This is a genomic window from Roseovarius sp. W115 (genome assembly GCF_032842945.2).
In the GTDB taxonomy this organism is placed as follows: Bacteria; Pseudomonadota; Alphaproteobacteria; order Rhodobacterales; family Rhodobacteraceae; genus Roseovarius; species Roseovarius rhodophyticola.
In genome coordinates this window covers 2,338,645-2,355,927 of the sequence record NZ_CP146606.1, presented here as the reverse complement: position 1 = coordinate 2,355,927, position 17,283 = coordinate 2,338,645, and the positions used below count along the sequence as shown (strand labels likewise).

16 protein-coding genes, 1 tRNA gene and 1 pseudogene are annotated in these 17,283 nt (G+C 57.5%); 4 read left to right on the top strand and 14 right to left on the bottom strand.

All coding sequences use genetic code 11. The annotated features are described in order from the left end of the window. Positions 1-199: 199 nt before the first annotated feature. The 8 genes from RZS32_RS11895 to RZS32_RS11860 all read right to left on the bottom strand — a co-directional run bounded on the left by RZS32_RS11895 (position 200) and on the right by RZS32_RS11860 (position 5,463). A tRNA-Phe gene (locus tag RZS32_RS11895) sits at positions 200-274 on the bottom strand. Between the two features lie 72 nt (positions 275-346). Continuing rightward, entirely contained in the window at positions 347-532 is a 186-nt protein-coding gene (locus tag RZS32_RS11890; RefSeq protein WP_317057196.1) for a DNA gyrase inhibitor YacG, read from the bottom strand. Beyond that, positions 529-1,554, bottom strand: coding sequence for a ribonuclease E/G (locus RZS32_RS11885; protein ID WP_317057195.1), 1,026 nt, complete (start codon positions 1,552-1,554; stop codon positions 529-531). Before RZS32_RS11885 ends, RZS32_RS11890 begins: the two co-directional genes overlap by 4 nt. Next, the gene (locus RZS32_RS11880) at positions 1,551-2,129 is read right to left on the bottom strand and encodes a Maf family protein (protein WP_317057194.1); all 579 of its coding nucleotides are present in this window, start codon (positions 2,127-2,129) and stop codon (positions 1,551-1,553) included. The genes RZS32_RS11885 and RZS32_RS11880 overlap by 4 nt, the downstream gene beginning before the upstream one ends. A gap of 14 nt (positions 2,130-2,143) precedes the next feature. Further along, positions 2,144-2,362, bottom strand: coding sequence for a translation initiation factor IF-1 (infA, locus tag RZS32_RS11875; protein ID WP_005978431.1), 219 nt, complete (start codon positions 2,360-2,362; stop codon positions 2,144-2,146). A 79-nt stretch (positions 2,363-2,441) separates the two neighbouring features. Then, positions 2,442-3,326 carry a carbon-nitrogen hydrolase family protein gene (locus RZS32_RS11870; RefSeq protein ID WP_317057193.1) on the bottom strand — a complete coding sequence of 295 codons (885 nt, stop codon included), beginning with the start codon at positions 3,324-3,326 and terminating at the stop codon, positions 2,442-2,444. Then, positions 3,323-4,471 carry a glycosyltransferase gene (locus RZS32_RS11865; protein WP_317057192.1) on the bottom strand — a complete coding sequence of 383 codons (1,149 nt, stop codon included), beginning with the start codon at positions 4,469-4,471 and terminating at the stop codon, positions 3,323-3,325. Before RZS32_RS11865 ends, RZS32_RS11870 begins: the two co-directional genes overlap by 4 nt. Before the next feature lie 74 nt (positions 4,472-4,545). Beyond that, positions 4,546-5,463: a LysR family transcriptional regulator gene (locus RZS32_RS11860; RefSeq protein WP_317057191.1), complete on the bottom strand. Its 918-nt coding sequence runs from the start codon at positions 5,461-5,463 to the stop codon at positions 4,546-4,548. A gap of 103 nt (positions 5,464-5,566) precedes the next feature. On the opposite strand from RZS32_RS11860, the gene metF reads away from it, so the two are divergent. Beyond that, positions 5,567-6,433 (top strand): methylenetetrahydrofolate reductase [NAD(P)H], encoded by an 867-nt coding sequence (gene metF, locus RZS32_RS11855; protein ID WP_317057190.1) that lies wholly within the window; start codon positions 5,567-5,569, stop codon positions 6,431-6,433. Between the two features lie 75 nt (positions 6,434-6,508). Here metF and RZS32_RS11850 read toward each other — a convergent pair whose 3' ends face one another. The 3 genes and pseudogenes from RZS32_RS11850 to RZS32_RS11840 all read right to left on the bottom strand — a co-directional run bounded on the left by RZS32_RS11850 (position 6,509) and on the right by RZS32_RS11840 (position 11,051). Next, complete coding sequence (locus tag RZS32_RS11850; protein ID WP_317057189.1) at positions 6,509-7,582, bottom strand: DUF2235 domain-containing protein; 1,074 nt, start codon at positions 7,580-7,582, stop codon at positions 6,509-6,511. Next, a pseudogene (locus RZS32_RS11845) lies at positions 7,551-9,856 on the bottom strand (xanthine dehydrogenase family protein molybdopterin-binding subunit). Before RZS32_RS11845 ends, RZS32_RS11850 begins: the two are co-directional and overlap by 32 nt. Positions 9,857-9,920: 64 nt before the next feature. Continuing rightward, positions 9,921-11,051: a type III PLP-dependent enzyme gene (locus RZS32_RS11840; RefSeq protein WP_317057187.1), complete on the bottom strand. Its 1,131-nt coding sequence runs from the start codon at positions 11,049-11,051 to the stop codon at positions 9,921-9,923. A gap of 109 nt (positions 11,052-11,160) precedes the next feature. Between RZS32_RS11840 and RZS32_RS11835 the strand changes: the two genes are divergently transcribed. Beyond that, positions 11,161-11,595, top strand: a complete 435-nt coding sequence (locus RZS32_RS11835; RefSeq protein WP_317057186.1) for an Lrp/AsnC family transcriptional regulator — start codon at positions 11,161-11,163, stop codon at positions 11,593-11,595. Here the strand turns inward: RZS32_RS11835 and dacB are convergent. Both dacB and RZS32_RS11825 read right to left on the bottom strand, forming a co-directional pair. Further along, positions 11,592-12,884 (bottom strand): D-alanyl-D-alanine carboxypeptidase/D-alanyl-D-alanine endopeptidase, encoded by a 1,293-nt coding sequence (gene dacB / locus RZS32_RS11830; protein ID WP_339106637.1) that lies wholly within the window; start codon positions 12,882-12,884, stop codon positions 11,592-11,594. The genes RZS32_RS11835 and dacB overlap by 4 nt on opposite strands. 253 nt (positions 12,885-13,137) lie before the next feature. Beyond that, entirely contained in the window at positions 13,138-13,776 is a 639-nt protein-coding gene (locus tag RZS32_RS11825) for a nicotinate-nucleotide adenylyltransferase (protein WP_317057184.1), read from the bottom strand. A 147-nt stretch (positions 13,777-13,923) separates the two neighbouring features. Between RZS32_RS11825 and RZS32_RS11820 the strand changes: the two genes are divergently transcribed. Further along, a complete protein-coding gene (locus tag RZS32_RS11820) occupies positions 13,924-14,685 on the top strand; it encodes a diguanylate cyclase domain-containing protein (RefSeq protein WP_339106636.1) in 762 nt (253 codons plus the stop codon). A gap of 16 nt (positions 14,686-14,701) precedes the next feature. Beyond that, positions 14,702-15,721, top strand: a complete 1,020-nt coding sequence (locus RZS32_RS11815) for a GGDEF domain-containing phosphodiesterase (RefSeq protein ID WP_339106635.1) — start codon at positions 14,702-14,704, stop codon at positions 15,719-15,721. Between the two features lie 79 nt (positions 15,722-15,800). Here the strand turns inward: RZS32_RS11815 and RZS32_RS11810 are convergent, their stop codons facing one another. Further along, positions 15,801-17,117, bottom strand: a complete 1,317-nt coding sequence (locus RZS32_RS11810) for an alpha/beta hydrolase (RefSeq protein ID WP_317057182.1) — start codon at positions 17,115-17,117, stop codon at positions 15,801-15,803. Positions 17,118-17,283: the final 166 nt, after the last annotated feature.

Genomic DNA, 17,283 nt, shown 5'->3' with positions numbered 1-17,283 from the left:
AAGCAAAAGAAGCATCAAAAATTTGAATTATATAATATATAAGAAGAAAATCGAAGCACGCTGCAGCACAAAGAAGTAACACTGTAAGACTTCTAATCAGCAGGCTGAGGGTTCGAGTCCTTCCGGGATCGCCACGTTTTAATCCGCGACCATGCATCCGAAGACAACCGCGCAGTCTAAGTATCGTGCTTGATTTTAATGGTGCCCGGGGGCGGAATCGAACCACCGACACGAGGATTTTCAATCCACTGCTCTACCCCTGAGCTACCCGGGCACGTGAAACGCGGGGCGTTTACGTCGCAGCGTTCTAGGCGACCTGCTTGGCGCTGTCCAGAGGCATTTTCGTTCAATTCATCGGTCTTTTCGTGAAGTCTGGTAAGCGTAATTCAACCTCGTCCGCCTCGTCTGCATCATCAGACGCCACGACATATTTCCCGCGCATCCAATTTGCCAGATCCACATCCGCACAGCGCTTGGAGCAAAACGGACGCACCGCTTGAACCGTGTCTTTTCCGCAGATTGGACAGCTCATGTCATTCCCCCGCTCAAAGGCAAGCGATCCCGCTTGCGTTGCAACTCATAATGCCCCAGCGGCGTCCAACCGACCAGTGTCGTTTCGACCGTGTCCTTGCGAAACGCCGCGCGCAGGGCGCTTTCGAATGCACGGCGGTCCCGCTTGGGCATCGGGGCCAGGTCAAGCACAACTTGTCCGCCCAAACCCCGCACGCGAAGCTCCCGAGGCAAGGCCTGTGCCGCGGCAAGATTGGCCTTGAGACCTGCGGATGCGGACGTGTCTGCACCTGTATTTACGTCTACTGCAATCAAGGCCCGTGTGGGTTCAACATAGAGGGAAGCCCCGCCCGAGAGCTTTACATGCGACTGCATAAAACCATCGAGAAGATCCAAAACCCCATGATCTTCAAAGCCTTGCGAAGCATCAGACCAAAGATCGGGCTGCGGCCAATCGCGCCAGGCCAACTCATGCGGCCCATCGCCTTCCAGCAGTTTCTCCGGCCCTCCCTCATCGGCATCCCCGGCCACTTGTGAGGCGACCGACACCATTTGCGCGATGTCTTCGGCAATCGCGTCATCCTCTGCCTCGGCGCAGGATGAACGCAGGATTAATCCCGCCTCACATCCGTCCATAGCCGTCTTGCCCAAAACAACCAGCGCATCCCGGTGGTCTTCATCGCGAATGGCGCGTGAGACATTCACACCAGGGGCATGGGGTGTCACAATCGCATATCGGCTCTTGAACAAAAGCCGCGCGGCGACGGGAATAGCTTTGCCCGGCTCTGCATATCCTGTGACCTGTACAAGAATAGGTTTCCCTGCCCCCAAGCCCTTGATATTTCTTAAAAACCCCATGCCATCGGGCGTCTTGACGAACATGCCACCCTGCCCCTTAACCGGACGATCCGAGATAGCACGGTAAATCGTTCCCGGGCGCGGCTGATCACTGTCGCGGAGAAAATCAACCAGCTGTCCGTCTTCGATCAGGGCCGCGGCCTCGGCCTCGCCAACGTGACCCAGTGCGACCACCCGGCCCTTCATGCGCCACCCTCAAACACAGGATATCCCGCCGCCAGTAAGAGCCCGGCGGTTTCGGTCAAAGGCAAGCCAACAACAGCCGTAAAGGAGCCTTGAATCCAGGGAATGAGCGCCCCAGCCGGGCCTTGAATTCCATAGGCCCCGGCCTTGCCACGCCAATCCTCAGTGGCCAGATAGGCGCGCAATTCGATCTCAGACAAATGTTTCATTTTCACATCCGTGACCACATCCTTTTCCCAGATCTGGTCCCCCCGACGCACCGCAACAGCGGTAATCACCTTGTGCCGCCGCCCCGACATCAGGCGTAGAAACGCCTCCGCCTCCTCCGCGTTTTCCGGTTTACCCAAAATGCGCCGGCCCAGGGCAACAGTTGTGTCCGCTGACAAAACCACATCACCTTCTGACGCCTCAACCGCGTTTGCCTTTTCGCGAGCCATGCGCGCGCAATACGGACGGGGCAATTCACCTTTTTGAGGGGTCTCGTCTATGTCGGGTGCGCAAATGTCATCCGCCACCACGCCAATCTGCGCCAACAGCTCGCGCCGACGCGGACTGCCCGATCCAAGGATCAAACGCATGTCATTTCAAACGCTTACTTAAAGCGATAGTTGATCCGACCTTTGGTCAGATCATAGGGGGTCATCTCGACTTGAACTTTGTCGCCTGCCAGAACCCGAATGCGGTTCTTGCGCATCTTTCCTGCCGTGTGGGCGATAATCTCATGGCCGTTCTCAAGCTCGACCCGGAATGTCGCGTTAGGCAGGAGTTCCTTGACGACACCTGGAAATTCGAGCGTGTCTTCCTTGGCCATGGTATCTCCTTTGTTTGGCGTCCCTCACATTGGGACGCGCCTTAAATGGTCCTATTTGTAGTGTTTTTCAAGCTGAATATTACTTTAGAGACCGCGACGTCACGCGTTTGTCACGGCCCTCTTGTTCGGCCCAATGCGTCCGCCCCAGCACTCGCCCATCGGCACGGACATGGGCAATTTGCTCAAGATCAACCTCGGCGTAGGTCCAGCCTGGCGCGTTGAGGGCTCCTTCGGCCAAAACACCCGTCTCTGGAAACCCGGCATCAGGAGGGCCGAAAATACCCCCCATCCCCGTGGTTAGGTCCGCCACTTCGTTCCAAGGCGCCTCTCCCACCAAAGACGCCATCACGCTGACGCATTGCGTTTCAAGAGCACGGGCCATTGCCCCAATCCGGACCCGCCAATACCCTGACAAAGCCTCTGTGCAGGAAGGGGCAAGGATCAAATCCGCATCATGAAGCGCCCGGCCCAGAAGCGGAAATTCACTGTCATAACAGATAAGTATGCCAATTTTGCCGATCTCTGTATCAAAGAGGCGCAGCCCACCACCTGACACAGCGTGCATCGGATCACGCTCCCATCGCGTCATGATCTGTTTGTCCTGAATGCCAATTGCACCCGTTGGTGTGATCAGCCGTGCGCGATTGACAGGACGATCTCCAAGCTCGGGATCATAAACCGGCGCAGAGCCTGCACAGATGTGCACGTCATATTTGGCCGCCAGCTCAACATGCAAAGCGTCCGCCTCTGGCACACGGTCGGACACCGCGTGCAAGGATTTCTCCAAATCCGAAGCCACCTCAGGTCCTGACAGCATGGCCAACTCCATGGCCGCATATTCAGGGAAAACCAATAGCTTAGCCTCCTGCTCCGCCGCCTCTGCAACCCAGGTTTCTATCTTTTGGGCATAGGCGCTCCAGGTTTTGACCGGATCAAGCGGATAGGCTGCGGTGGCGATTTTCATGAGGCTTTGGCCTTGTTCACATAGCTGCTTAGGCTTTGAAACACTTCGCGCGGCGACGCGGCCGGCGGTAGCCCTGCGAGGGTCAGGGCGTTCGACTTCACGTCAAGAACGGATGTGACATCGAACCCATGATCCGACCGAAATCCATCAGAACCTGCCATCACAAGCGGCTCTGGCATTGAACAACCGCGCGCTGTCAGACCTGTCTGCACATCAAACCCGTGTACTGACAAAGCGGCAGAACAAAGCAGTTGAATACGCTCTTCAGGACCCTCCGGCGCAAAGGTTTTTGCCTCCGCGAGCGGCAAAACCCGGGATGTAGGCCACGCCGCCAATGTATCTTTCAGAACTTCTGCTTGCGCTGACCCCACGTCTTCCAAAAAGACAGTCACCAGCGCACCCGCCTTGGCCCGCACAGAGCAAAGCCCAAGGGCATTTTGCAATACGTCCCCGGCGGTCTGAGCCAGAACAACAACTTCTTCGGTGATCCGGGTCTGCTGACATAACAGCAAAAACCCCATGATCGTTTCAGCCATCTTGTTGTAGTGACCAACATCGCGCATATCATGCTCGATCCGGCCAATATCGGCCTCGATCACCTCCGCTCCGGCGGCATAAACACGCACCATGACGTCCAGATCAGCGGCATAATTGCCTACGATTTCCTGATGGGCGATAAGTGAGCGGTTGACGAGGTAGATTCCGGTGTTCGGAGATCGTAGCCCCGAGAGCCCCGGGAAAAGCCAGGCAATTCCCGGCTTTACGAGTAACCGCGTCATCGGCATGTTGTCTTTGGGATCGGTCCAGTCACCTTTGATCAGGCCGATATTGCCACCACGCGCATCCACCATTTCAGAAAATAGTTTAACGTTAAACTTTTCCAGATCCGCGTCAACTTTCATCACCCAGTCATGGGCCGCAGCGGCCAGTCCAGCGCGCACGGCATGGCCCATTCCGGCTTGCGGCTCAAATACGCTCCGCGCGCCCGCCTCCTGCGCCAGTTTTGCGGTGTCATCCTGTGAGGCATTGTCGACAACGACCACCTCATCGACCCAGTCCATACTCAGAAGATGGTGGACAACTGAACCAATCGTCTCAGCCTCATTGCGGGCGGGAACAACAACTGAGAGAGGCAGGCGTGTCACGACATAGATCCGACGTCTTGTTCAGGTCACCTAGATGCTTAGTGCCAACGCGACAGGGTCACAAGCCACGTCGCTCATGCTGGTTCCACGGGCTTTTGCAAATGCAGCGGAATTTCCCGTGCCAGACGGATCAAATGCGCCATGAAGGGCTTATCCGCATCATCTTCTCTGACCGCTGCATAAAGCCGTTTGGTCACGCCCTTGGGAGTCAGTTTCCGGGTCACGTATTCCGTGCTGCTGCGCTGCTCTCGCAAAACCCAGTCGGGCAAGACCGCGACACCGCGGTTGGACGCCACCAAAAGCAGGATCACGGCCGTCAGTTCGATCTGGCGTACCGCACGCGGCTCGACCTTGGCGGGCGTCAACAATTCGGTGAACACATCCAACCGCGACCGATCCACCGGGTATGTGATAAGCGTCTCATCTCGAAAATCTTCGGCGATAACGTGATCCCGGGCAGTCAGAGCATGCTGACTTGAGGCAACAAACAACGGCTCATAGTCGAAAAGCGGTTGAAAAACAACACCATCCAACGTTTCAGGATCCGACGACACAACCAAATCCACCTCTTCCTTCTGCAGAGCCGGCAACGCATCAAAGGCAAGCCCGGGACGGATATCAATATCCACATCGGCCCATGTCTGGCGAAACCGCTCCAGCACCGGGAAGAGCCACTCAAAACAGGCATGACATTCGACGGCGATATGCAATCGTCCAGCGCTGCCCTGGCGCAAGCCCGAAAACTCTGCCTCAAGCGCCTCAACCTCAGGCAGCACCTTTTCAGCCACCCGCAACAACCTCAAACCCGCCGCCGAAAGCTTCAGAGGTTTGGACCGCCGCACGAACAACTCAACTCCCGCCTGGTCTTCCAACCCTTTGATCTGATGCGACAAAGCAGACTGAGTGATGTGCAAAAGATCAGCCGCGCGTGCCAGACCACCCGCCTGATGAATGGCACGAATGGTGCGGAGATGTCGAAAGTCGATATGCATTTTTTATGAGGTCGCCTCATTCAAACAATGAATTTTATGAAGTTGTCTCACATAAACGACTTTGCGACAAGGTTCTCATCCGCTCTTACAGGAGTTCACTGCCATGTCCGCGCCATCCGTATCCTTCGAATTCTTCCCGCCAAAATCGCTGGAGGCGTCGTTTCGACTGTGGGACACGGTGCAGGCTCTCGCCCCGCTTGCCCCGCAATTTGTGTCCGTCACATACGGCGCAGGCGGCACCACGCGGGAACTGACGCGCGATGCCGTGGCCACTTTGCACAAATCCAGCGGCCTGAACGTCGCGGCCCACCTGACATGCGTTGGCGCAAGCCGTGAAGAAACACTTGCCGTCGCGCAAGACTATGCCAAGGCGGGTGTAAAAGACATCGTCGCTCTGCGCGGCGATCCTCCTAAGGGGGCTGCGAACTTTGAGCCGCACCCAAACGGATTTGCCGATAGTTGTGAGTTGATCTCGTCGCTGGCAGACACCGGCAACTTCAACATTCGTGTCGGTGCCTACCCGGAAAAACATCCCGAGGCTGCAAGCCAAAAAGCCAATATTGATTGGCTCAAGCGCAAGGTAGATGCAGGTGCATCTGAGGCAATCACGCAATTCTTCTTTGAAGCCGAAACCTTCTTTCGCTTCCGTGACGCCTGTGCCAGGGCGGGGATCAACGCTCCCATCATTCCCGGTGTGTTGCCCATCGAAAACTGGTCCGGCACCCGCCGGTTTGCCAAGGCCTGTGGCGCTTCCATCCCGACCTGGCTCAGCGACGCATTTGACAAGGCTGTGCGCGACGGGCGTGAAGAGCTTCTGGCCACCGCAATTGCGACAGAACTTTGCAGCGATCTATTGGACGAGGGCGTCCAACACTTACACTTCTACACACTCAACCGCCCCGAATTGACCCGCGACATCTGCCACGCTTTGGGCGTCACACCCAAAACGGAACTGCGCCACGTCGCCTGACATCAGACCCCTGTGAGGGCCCCAAGCCTGCACACCCTGCCCCCGCTCGCCCCCATGAGTGGGGGCTTTTTTAGCTCAAACCGCAGGTTCCGCCCCCGTCACCTCTTCTTTGGTCGCGGCCTCAACTGACTCGTGCAACCGCTCTGACGGGTCCTGACCCATTTTGCGCGGTGCACGCATCAGGAAAATCCGCGCCCAGCCGCGCCAAGTGCCCACTGATGGCGCCATGGCATTTCGCTCAAACCGTTCTTGCCACCCTTCGGGAAGTTCCAGCCCATGATGGCCTGCACGCTCCAGCATCCACACCAGTGGGATATTCGACAACGGTCGGGCCGCATGAAATCCGTCCAGCTGCCCGCCAACATCACCATGACTGCCGCGAAACCAGACCTGCTCAATCCGCCCCTTGGCCCCCGGCATGTCGGTCTGTGTATTCCATAGCACAGGCGCATAGGCTTTACGCGTCTCGTGCAGAGCAAGAGCATGATACCCGTGGCGAATATGAGGGCCAAGTTCATGGTTGTGAAAGGCATGTTTGGGCGTGCTGAACCGCCAGACAATCGGCAGACATAATCCAAGCGCTTTGACCGTATCCCAGACACCGAGCATCTCGATTTCGACCTCTGGATGGCAGCGGCGCGATGTAAAAGCTTCGGCAACGTCGCGCCCTGGCTCTTCGCGATAGTGGCGATATGCCGTCTCTATATGTCGTTCCGTGGCATATTGCGGCTTCAAAAGACCCACCTGGTCTATCACACCCGCCAAAGAGCGGACTGCATACGCACCACGCGAAAACCCGAAAAGGAATATCCGGTCTCCAGGGCGATATCGCGACGCAAGATACCCGTAGGCGCGCTTGATCTGCCGGTTGATGCCACGGCCAAGAATGACATCAGTCGTCCGTTTCCAATCCGGCCATTGCACACCGGCCTCATAGTAGATCGAAAGCCCCGAACCGACGACTTCAGACAAAAGCTTGTAAGTGTGGCCTGCATTTGTTTCGCAGCCTTCGCTCAAGGTCGACATGGTGCCATCAAGGATGATGACATGCGTCACAGCACTGCGATGTGTCCGGCGCACACGCGGAGCACGCCGGGGACGCCCCGGCAGCAGGCGCTTAAGCGGTCGAATGAAGCGTGTCAGGTCCATCTTCGTTCAGCATCTTCCATACCCGGTGCGGGGTAAAGGGCATATCTGCCCGCGCGACACCCGCGTGTGACAAGGCATCTGCCACCGCATTGGCCACAGCCGCCATCGAACCTACCGTCCCGGCCTCGCCACACCCTTTCATGCCCATGACATTGGTGGTCGACGGCACCGCTTCGGTCGTAAAGGTAAACATAGGCACATCTGCAGCACGCGGCATGGCATAGTCCATGAAAGACGCTGTCAAAAGCTGCGCGTCCTCATCATAGCTCACGCGTTCGCAAAGCGCTTGTCCAATGCCTTGCACCACCCCGCCATGCACTTGCCCCTCGACCAGCAGCGGGTTGATAAGGTTGCCAAAATCATCGACAACTGTGTAGTGGACGATCTCTGTCTGACCCGTCTCAGGATCAATCTCAACCTCACAGACATGCGCCCCATTGGGAAAAGACCGCGCCGGAAGCTTGGCGGTTTCACGATGGTTCAACAGATCGCGACGCCCATCCGTGCGCGCCATCTCGGCCGCTTCCAGCAAGGTCGGTGTCATGTTTGACCCCGGCGCGCGGAATGTCTCATGGTCGAAGTGAATATCGTCTTCAGCCACGCCCATTTTCTCGGCAAGATATGGCGTAAACGCCCCCACCATTGCACCCACTGTCACCAGCGTCGCGTTATTCTGCACGGTGACAGAGCGGGATCCCCCGTACCGCCGCCCTTTTCAATCCGATCACTGTCGCCTTGCACCACGGTGATCTGATCCACAGGAACCCCAGTCTGATCGTGCAGGAACTGCGCATAGACCGTCTCATGCCCCTGCCCGTTGGATTGCGTGCCCACATAAAGCGTCACGCCGCCATCATCGGTAAACTCGATATGCGCAGTCTCGGACGGGTCGCCAAGGATGCTCTCGATGTAAAAACAAAGACCGAGACCGCGTAGCTTCCCCCGTTTCACTGCCCCGGCGCGCCGAGTTTCAAAACCGGCCTTGTCTGAAAGCTCTTCCACCCGGTTCAGCACCCGGTCAAAATCACCCACGTCGTAGGTCTCGCCAATGGCCGTGACATAAGGGAACTGATCCGCCTTGATGAAATTCCGCCGCCGCAACTCCCACGGATCCACGCCGAGCTCCCGCGCTGCCTGATCCATGATCCGCTCCAGCGCGAAAATGGCTTCGGGCCGCCCCGCGCCACGATAGGCATCGACTTGCGTCGTGTTCGTGTAGACGCCCTCAACATGCAGATAGACGTTCTGCACATCGTAAACCCCCATCACGACCTTTGAGAAAAGTGCAGTCTGAATGTTCTGTGCAAAAGGCCCATTGTAAGCCCCCAAATTACAAAGCGTATCAACGCGGTAGCCGGTGATCTTCAGGTTTTCGTCAAAGCCCAGCGCCAGGTCATGCACAAGGTCCCGCCCTGCATTATCCGACAGCATTGTCTCGGTCCGGTCCGCCACCCAAAGCACTGGTGCCCCCACCATCCTCGCGGCCTGTGCCACAACAAATGTCTCCGGGTAGTCCGGGGCCTTGATGCCAAAACCGCCCCCAACATCCGGGATCGTGACCCGAATATCCTCAGGTTGCATGCTCAGAATACGCGCCGCATGCCGCTTAGTGTTCCATACATTTTGTCCACTGAACGCAATATGAAGCCGCCCCTCTTCGACTTGCGCCAAAACGCTACGACCTTCCATCGGGTTGGCGATGATGCGGTTGTCCACGACATGCATCTTGACCACATGCGTTGCCTGGGCAATCGCGACCTCTGCGGCCGCCTCATCGCCAATACCCCAATCAAAAGCCCGGTTCTGAGGTGCATCTTCATGCAATTGTGACCCGCCCGGCGCCAGGTCCAGATGAACATCGCGCTCGTCGTAGTCGATCTCGATCAGCTCCGCCGCATCACGCGCCGCATCAAGATTATCAGCGACAATGAAAACCATCGCCTCGCCCACAAAGCGAACGCGATTTTCGGCCAAAAGGGGACGGCGCGGAATGGGTGTCTTGCTGCCGTCGCGGTTTGGCACACCCATCGCTGGCATCGGTTCGGTCACGCCTGCGGCGGCGAGGCCATCTGAGTCCAAAACCAGATGCACACCCGGTGCAGCGCGTGCTTCACTCAGATCCAGTGTGAAGTCCGCATGCGCCACCGCTGAGCGCAAGAAATACCCACGAAGACACCCATCCGGAGCAAAGTCAGAGACATATTGCCCATGCCCCGTCAGAAACCGCCGATCCTCGATCCGCGTGACAGGCTGACTGCGTCCAAACTTTTCCATGACTGCTCCACACCTTATGGGTCACGCGGACCCTAGCGTGGCGCGCTGCGGTGTCCAGCCCCGCCTATTCGAATTGCGATACAAGCACCGGCGCGGATGGTCCGTAGCCGTTAAACGCCGTGGCCAGGCATTCTCCATAGGCGCCCATGCCATCGAAAATCACATAATCGCCTTCCGCGATGTCAGACGGCAGTGGGAGCCGCTCGGGCAACCGGTCCAGACTGTCACATGTCGGACCAAAGACAATCCGGGGTGATTTCGCGCCCTCACGGAGTGTCCCCTCTTCCGACACCACCCGCACCCGCGCCACGGCTCCCATGTCCCGCGCCTCAGCCAGTGCGCCATAAAGCCCATCGTTCAAGAACACAGCCCCAGAGTCGCGCGTGGCCTTGACCCGCGTGGCCAGGCAAAATGCATCCGCCACCATCGCGCGCCCCGGCTCACACAAAAGCTGCGGGGCGACCGCGCCGAAAACCTCTCGGGTCACTGCACCAATATGCTCAAAAATTGCCGTCAGATCGGGGGCCGCGCCATCCCGGTTCGACGCAAACCCGCCGCCCACATTGATCCGCGCCAGTTTGACCTCGGCGGCCTTCGCCATGTCGGCCACTGCACGAATATAGGTGCCCCAAGGCTCCGGATCGGCACATTGGGTTCCGGGATGAAAACAAATCGCTGGCGCATGTCCCCGCTCCGCCACCAGCCTCAAAAGCATCGCCGCCTCTTCCGGTTCTGCTCCGAACTTGGCCCCGAAATCATAGGCTGCGCCCTTGACCGGAAGTGCCAAACGCACCGCAATTTCCGTGCCTTGCGGCACGTTGTTCAGTTTATCCAATTCCGAAAGTTCATCCACCGAATAGGACACCACACCATGCTGAATCGCACATCGCACTTCCTCCGGGGACCGCACCGGGTTGTTGTAATGCAGCAACGCGTCTGGCGCGACCGCACGTACCGCTGCCATCTCCGCCGGGCTGGCCACGTCAAAAGCGGTCAGCCCCGCAGCGCTTAGGTTTTCCAACACACCCTTGTTGGGATTTGCTTTGACCGCATAGGTCACAAGCCCCGGAAACCCGACTTGAAATGACTGCGCCGTGGCTTGTAACACTGCGGGACAAAAGTACAAAATCGCCGTATCAGGTGTTTTGCGACGCAAATGATCTATCGGACTGGGCCATTGAAATCGCGTATACATGGTCTGCCTCGAAACATTGTTTTTCTTAACTTTACACCAGTCTGCGTTAAAATATGGCGGCAGTTTGGATGAATTGACGTATTATTTCGGCAAAGTGATTGGGGGAATCATGCATACAGACGAACTAGACGAAGCGCTGATTGCGCTCTTACAGGAAAACGCCCGGGCGCCCGTGGCGATGCTGGCGCGGCGCCTGGGTCTTGCCCGCACCACGGTGCAGGCCCGGATCGAACGGCTTGAAACCAATGGGGTCATCGCGGGCTATACGCTGCGCGTGAACGCAGTCCGCCGGGCGCCTCTAAGGGCCACGGCACTTGTGCGGATCGAGGCGCGCAGCCAGCCCACCGTGATGTCCCGGCTAAGCTCTCTGCCCAATGTGCGCAAGGTGCACACGACGTCCGGTCGGTTTGACCTGATCGTCGGGCTAGAGGCGGAAAGCACCGAAGAACTGGACGAGGCACTGGACCGGATCGGCGAGGCAAAGGGCGTGCAAGGCTCTGAAAGCCTTATACATTTGGCAACCAAGCTGGACCGCTCGAACTAACCGTAAAGCGTGCTCCAACGCTCTATCAATTTCTGTTGCAGACGTTTGGAGCGTGTGTTCCAGCTTTTGGACCCTTGCGGACGTGTGTCGTTCTTGCTGTCCACTTTGGCCCGCAGATCATCATTCGCGGTGAAGATTGCAAAGGCCAGATCCTTGCCTTTCGGCGTGGTTGCATACCCCGCCAGCGAACTCACGAAATAGAGCGTGCCGGTTTTTGCCGCGACCTGAATGGGATGCCCCTTGTTGGGAGACCCATTTTTGTCGCGCAATGTGATCGGCTTCAGGATCGGCTTTAGCACCTCCGATTTTCCGAACCGCGCCAAAGCCTTGGCCAGATCCACCGCCGTCAGGCGCGACGCATCGCTTAAACCCGAGTGATCTGCCAGCCGTGCATTTTTCATACCCAACTCGTTTTGCGCCCAAGTGCTCATTTCCCGCGCAGAAACCGCCAGCCCGGTACGTCGCCCACGGCGTCGCAAAGAGGCTGTCATCCCAACCAGCTCAGCCGTCAGGTTGGTGGAAAACTTCAGCATATCCTGCAAAATGTCTGTCAACGGTGCGCTTTGGTGGCTCACCAGCAAGGGCGCATCCGGCAAGGATTTGACCGGCTCTCCGGCGGTCAGGGAAATATCATTCACCTCGGCCAGACGCGCAAACACCTCGGTCGCGTAGGTATGCGGATAGCGCACGGGCAACCACCGCGCACCGCCATTGCCAAGGGCCCGCCGTGCCACGCTCCACTGGTCATGATCGCCGCCATCGGAATAAACGTAAACCGGACCTTTACGGTTCGAGATGTCCATGCGCGCAGCCTTCACGGCGGGGCGATACCGCTTGGTCCGCGCTTCCATAGTCACATCGTAGTTCTGGCCCTTGCGCTTCCACTCAAAATGCACGCGATTGAAATTGAGGTTCAAACCTGAGATCGACGGGTTATATCCAACATGGTCGGGCTGACCCGGATCTATCGCGCGCACAAATGGCACCGCCCCTGCCCAACAGCGCAGGCGACCGGTCACCCGGTTGACCCCTGCTGCTTTCAAACGTTTCACCATGTCGCCAAACACATCGGTGTCTAGCGTCGGATCCCCGCCCCCGGCTAGGATCAAATCTCCGTCCAACACGCCGTCCTTGACAGGACCAGTTGCCAAAAGCCTGGTTTCAAACCGAAAATCGCCACCCAGCACATCCAAGGCATAGAGCGCCGTCAGCGCTTTGGTCACGCTGGCAGGCGGCAACCCCTTGGCCCCGTTCATCGCCTCCAGCACCTTGCCGGAACTGGAATCCACCACCGCAAAACTGACATCACCACCTAAATTGGCCGTATCAACAAGCGTTTGCGCGCCCGTTGCGCGCGGCGCACGAGGGCCATCCGGTCTTTTTGCGGGCGAAGCGAGACCTCTGGCGCATTCGCCAGACCGGCAGTGCCCAGCACACTCAACGCAGTTGTCAAAAAGAAACGTCGTGAAACTCTGTAATTCATAAACGCAGTTAACCTAAGCCACCGGCTTCGCACAATCCGCTTTCCGGCTCACTCCCCCATCAACTTTTCGACAGGCCACGCCAGTCGCCCCGCGCCCGGATCTCTGTGGAAGAAATATCCGCCATAGGGACGTTGACAAAACACCAGGCTGGCGCGTCTGAGAAAGCCAGCGCTCTGGACTGTCGCCCAGGGATGCGTTGCCCCCGGTAGATCCGCGCCGCTTTGGACATGCGCGCCGAGATACGTTGACCCGGGCGCGCCAGAACCCCCAAAGGCACGCGCGCCACGATATCATGCCAGTCCTGCCACTGATCAAGCTGTGCCAGATTGTCAGCCCCCATCAGCCAAACAAACCGCACAGCAGGACAGGCCGATTGAAGTGTGGCCAGGGTCTCTGCGGTGTAGCGTGTGCCAGCCTGCGCCTCAAAATCCGTGACGTGAATGCGCGGATGCCCAATAAGCGCTTCACAGGCTGCGATGCGTTGTGCCATCGGCGCGGGGCCACGCGACTTAAGCGGATTGCCAGGGCTCACAACCCACCAAACCTGGTCCAGATCGAACCGCCGCAATGCCTCTCGCGAAATATGCGCATGTCCCGCATGCGGTGGATCAAACGATCCTCCCAAAAGCCCGACAACCTGACCCGGTCGGATATGCGGCAGTCGATAGAGCATCTCACCCCGTCCAGATTTGCGCATCAAACAGCGCCATTCTGCATATCCGGCGCCTTGGTGCAACGCTCTAGGATCAAAGCAAATTTTAAAGATTTTGTTGCACGCGAAACATCACATCTTAAGAGACCGGTGCGCAGACTAGGCCAATCCTATCTGGATATGGTAACAAACGTGATCGCGCCTCCTAAACCCAATGGGTTAACGTCAGCTCCGAACGACGAAGCCCCGTCGCTGTCGCTTTGCACGCGGCTGGTGAACTGCGCCAAGGATGCAATCATACTGCAGGATCTGCAAAGCCGGATATTGTGGATGAACCGCGCTGCAGAAACCATGTTTGGTTGGCGTTTAGAGGACGTTCGCGGATTACCCGGTGTGTCCGTCATGGCCGATACGAACTTGCCCACCAAGTTCCACTATGATTTGCAAAGCCCGATCTTCGACCGCTTTGTCGTCGCCTGTCACAAACGTCGCGATGGGTCTGAATTCTGGAACCAACAGACCTTTGCCAAGGTCGAACCAATTCATGAAGACCAGAACATGATGATCCTGGTCAGCTGTCGGGACATCTCGGAACAGGTGCAAACCGAAACCGCCCTGCGCCAAACCCAGGAAGAGTTGCGGCATGCCGCCTATCATGACGATCTTACAGGGCTGGCCAACCGTAAGAAATTGCAGGGCTATCTTGAAACGCCGCTGGTGCGGGACGCCCTTAAAAAACAACAGGTTGGCGTCTTGCAACTCGACCTGGACAAGTTCAAGGAGATCAACGATAGCTTTGGACACGCCGCCGGGGACGGCACCCTCATTCACGTTGCCGAAGCCCTGCGGCGAAGTTCCGGCCCACAGGACCTTGCCTGCCGGTCGGGCGGCGACGAGTTTGTTTTGATTTGCCCAAAGGTTGCATCGATCGAAGCACTCAGTGACCCGGGCTGAACTATTACTCAAGGAGGTGGGTAAACCACTGCGCTGGCAGGATCACATCCTGTATATCAAAGGCTCCATCGGAGCCAGCCTTGCCTCTCCCGAAATCACCTGTGGCGAGGAATTGATTCATCAGGCGGATCAGGCGCTCTATGCCGCCAAAGAGAATGGGCGCGCCCAAACCGTTGTTTTCACTCCAGAGCTTGGTAGAGTTCAGACAACCAAAACCCGTCTGGCGCGTGAAATTCAAACCGCCATCACCGAAGGTCAGTTCACCGTCGAGCTACAACCCCAAATGCGTCTTGAGGATGATAAAGTTACGGGCTGCGAGGCGCTTTTGCGATGGGAGCATCCTGAGTACGGGCAACTTTTCCCCGTGGAGTTCCTCGATATTGCGCGGCGGTCCGGTGTCTTGGCGGATCTCGACTATCACTCGATGACCCTTTCGCTCGACGCCCTGAACAAAATTCGGCAGGCCGGGCACGAAACACTGACGCTGGCCGTGAACGCCTCTGCAGAAGTCATGGCAGACAGCAACTATACCGGCTTACTGGACTGGGCATTGCAATCTCGCGGCTTGACGCCGGAGGATGTGTGTATCGAAATTCAGGAATCCGCGATCCTGCACCCTGAAAACTACGAAATCACCACCACAGTGGACAAGCTCAAGCGCCTCGGCGCCAAAGTCGCTTTGGATGATTTCGGCACCGGATATGCCGGCTTCGCCCATTTGTCTTTCATTGACTTGGATGCAATCAAACTGGATCGCGCCATGATCGCCCGGCTTGGCAAAGACACCCGCACAGAAGACATTGTAAAGGCCTTGGTCAGTCTGGCACATCAACTGGGTATGACGGTGATCGCCGAAGGCGTTGAAAGCCAAGAGCAACTCGATTTGCTGCGTGCCGCAGATTGTCCAAACGTTCAGGGGTTTGGTCTGGCGCACCCAATGCCGGTTGCCGACTTCCTGATCTGGCTAGATACCCCCGCCGAGCAGCAGCCCTTTGAGGCACACAAAACCAAATCTCCTAAAGCCCCCCATTTTTAACCTGAGACATCAGCGAATGGCGAAACGCGTGCAACGATTGAGTGTCGCGCGGCGTTTCGCGATCATCTGCGGGTCAGGCTTATCGATCCACCAGTGGAAGATCGAGCATTTCCGGCAAAACCTCGGCCGGATAATTCTGATGCAAGCTCCAGATATTGCCCGCAACCGGATCAAGCGGCCTGAACTGTGTGCCCGGCATGGCGCGCGTCCGCAAGGCCAGCACAATGTCCGACAACACCGCCGGGTTCTCTCGGAAATAGGCATGTCCCAGCCGGACGGACCCGCCATCGACGATGACAATGTTAACATTGCCAGTGCCTTCTAGATCCGCAAGTTCACGCTCAGACAGCTTGTCGGGGTCAACACTGCCCAGACGAGTCACATTCCCGATGATACGCGAGAGGCGAAGTGCCCCGTCATTGGGGTTCGTGTAGATGTTGATTTGCTCAAACCCGTCGGCAAACCGCTCTGCCACCAAACGCTGACGCGTCACGCCAATATCAAGATCCGCCGCCGCAAGTACCAGAACACCGGTTTTGAGATCTTGTCTGGGGTCGCGCCCACCGCCCCGACTCTCCAGCATCAGTTCACGCAACGCATCGGTCATCACAGCCGACCCACGCGAATGCGCCACAATGTCGATGCGCTTGACCTCTGGCACATCCGCCAGAATGCGCATGAACTCCTTGAGGTGAAACACCGAAAATTCGCCCGACTCGATATCCCTGAAATAGGCCAGCGGCCCGTCATTGCCCGCCGGCCAGGAAAACAACACAGGAAGCGACCGCCGCCCGGCATAGTGCCAGATGCTCGCCAGCGTTCCGACACCATCATTAAATTCGTTGTTGAACCCGTGAACGTATAACAACACCCGGTCTACGCCACTGGCCCGCATACGCGCTGCTACCTCTTCGCGTATCGTCGCACTGCGCGCGGCATAAGCCGCATTGGCATCAGCAGTGGCTTGCAGCCGCCCGCCACCGGACTGATAAGGCAAAGGTGTTTGCGGCAGGCGGGCCAATTCGGTCAATCCCACAGGCGCAAGCCGGGTCATAGCCCCCGGCCCCGACGCTTGCGTGCGTTCGATCAACTCGCCCCAGGATCCAAGCCCGCCATACTCGACCCAACTGGCCCCAAATGCCATCGAGTCATCGCGCCGTTCACCGTAGCTGACCACCGCTCCGAATTCGTCGACCACCGGATTGCGGTCTGTCATGTAAAGGATTTCAGTTGTGGTTGTACGGAACCGTATGGGCACACCGGCTTCGGGATAAGCCTCTCCGGTCTCGAACGTATAAAGGTTTGGCGTCGGCGATAGCAGCCCGGTTGTATTGCGACCGGCACAGGCCGCCAGCACAATCAGTAGCAAAATGGCAACCGTGGAACGCAGTGACATTCGGCCAACCCCTCCTTGTTGGGACACACTAACGTGCATCCTCACCACTCGGCCAACTAAATTGCAAAACAAGTTTTCATCCAGAAAACAATGTTGTTCTTTTGCCAATGGCCCGGAAAAGCCCGCCAAGATCCAGCATGAAAGAGGATACTACAACACGGCCAAG

Excerpts from the sequence above, each read along its gene's own strand:
- RZS32_RS11890 (WP_317057196.1), bottom strand. The coding sequence starts at position 532 with ATGAGCTGTCCAATCTGCGGAAAAGACACGGTTCAAGCGGTGCGTCCG.
- RZS32_RS11885 (WP_317057195.1), bottom strand. The coding sequence starts at position 1,554 with ATGAAGGGCCGGGTGGTCGCACTGGGTCACGTTGGCGAGGCCGAGGCC.
- RZS32_RS11880 (WP_317057194.1), bottom strand. The coding sequence starts at position 2,129 with ATGCGTTTGATCCTTGGATCGGGCAGTCCGCGTCGGCGCGAGCTGTTG.
- infA (WP_005978431.1), bottom strand. The coding sequence starts at position 2,362 with ATGGCCAAGGAAGACACGCTCGAATTTCCAGGTGTCGTCAAGGAACTC.
- RZS32_RS11870 (WP_317057193.1), bottom strand. The coding sequence starts at position 3,326 with ATGAAAATCGCCACCGCAGCCTATCCGCTTGATCCGGTCAAAACCTGG.
- RZS32_RS11860 (WP_317057191.1), bottom strand. The coding sequence starts at position 5,463 with ATGCATATCGACTTTCGACATCTCCGCACCATTCGTGCCATTCATCAG.
- metF (WP_317057190.1), top strand. The coding sequence starts at position 5,567 with ATGTCCGCGCCATCCGTATCCTTCGAATTCTTCCCGCCAAAATCGCTG.
- RZS32_RS11850 (WP_317057189.1), bottom strand. The coding sequence starts at position 7,582 with ATGGACCTGACACGCTTCATTCGACCGCTTAAGCGCCTGCTGCCGGGG.
- RZS32_RS11840 (WP_317057187.1), bottom strand. The coding sequence starts at position 11,051 with ATGTATACGCGATTTCAATGGCCCAGTCCGATAGATCATTTGCGTCGC.
- RZS32_RS11835 (WP_317057186.1), top strand. The coding sequence starts at position 11,161 with ATGCATACAGACGAACTAGACGAAGCGCTGATTGCGCTCTTACAGGAA.
- RZS32_RS11825 (WP_317057184.1), bottom strand. The coding sequence starts at position 13,776 with ATGCGCAAATCTGGACGGGGTGAGATGCTCTATCGACTGCCGCATATC.
- RZS32_RS11810 (WP_317057182.1), bottom strand. The coding sequence starts at position 17,117 with ATGTCACTGCGTTCCACGGTTGCCATTTTGCTACTGATTGTGCTGGCG.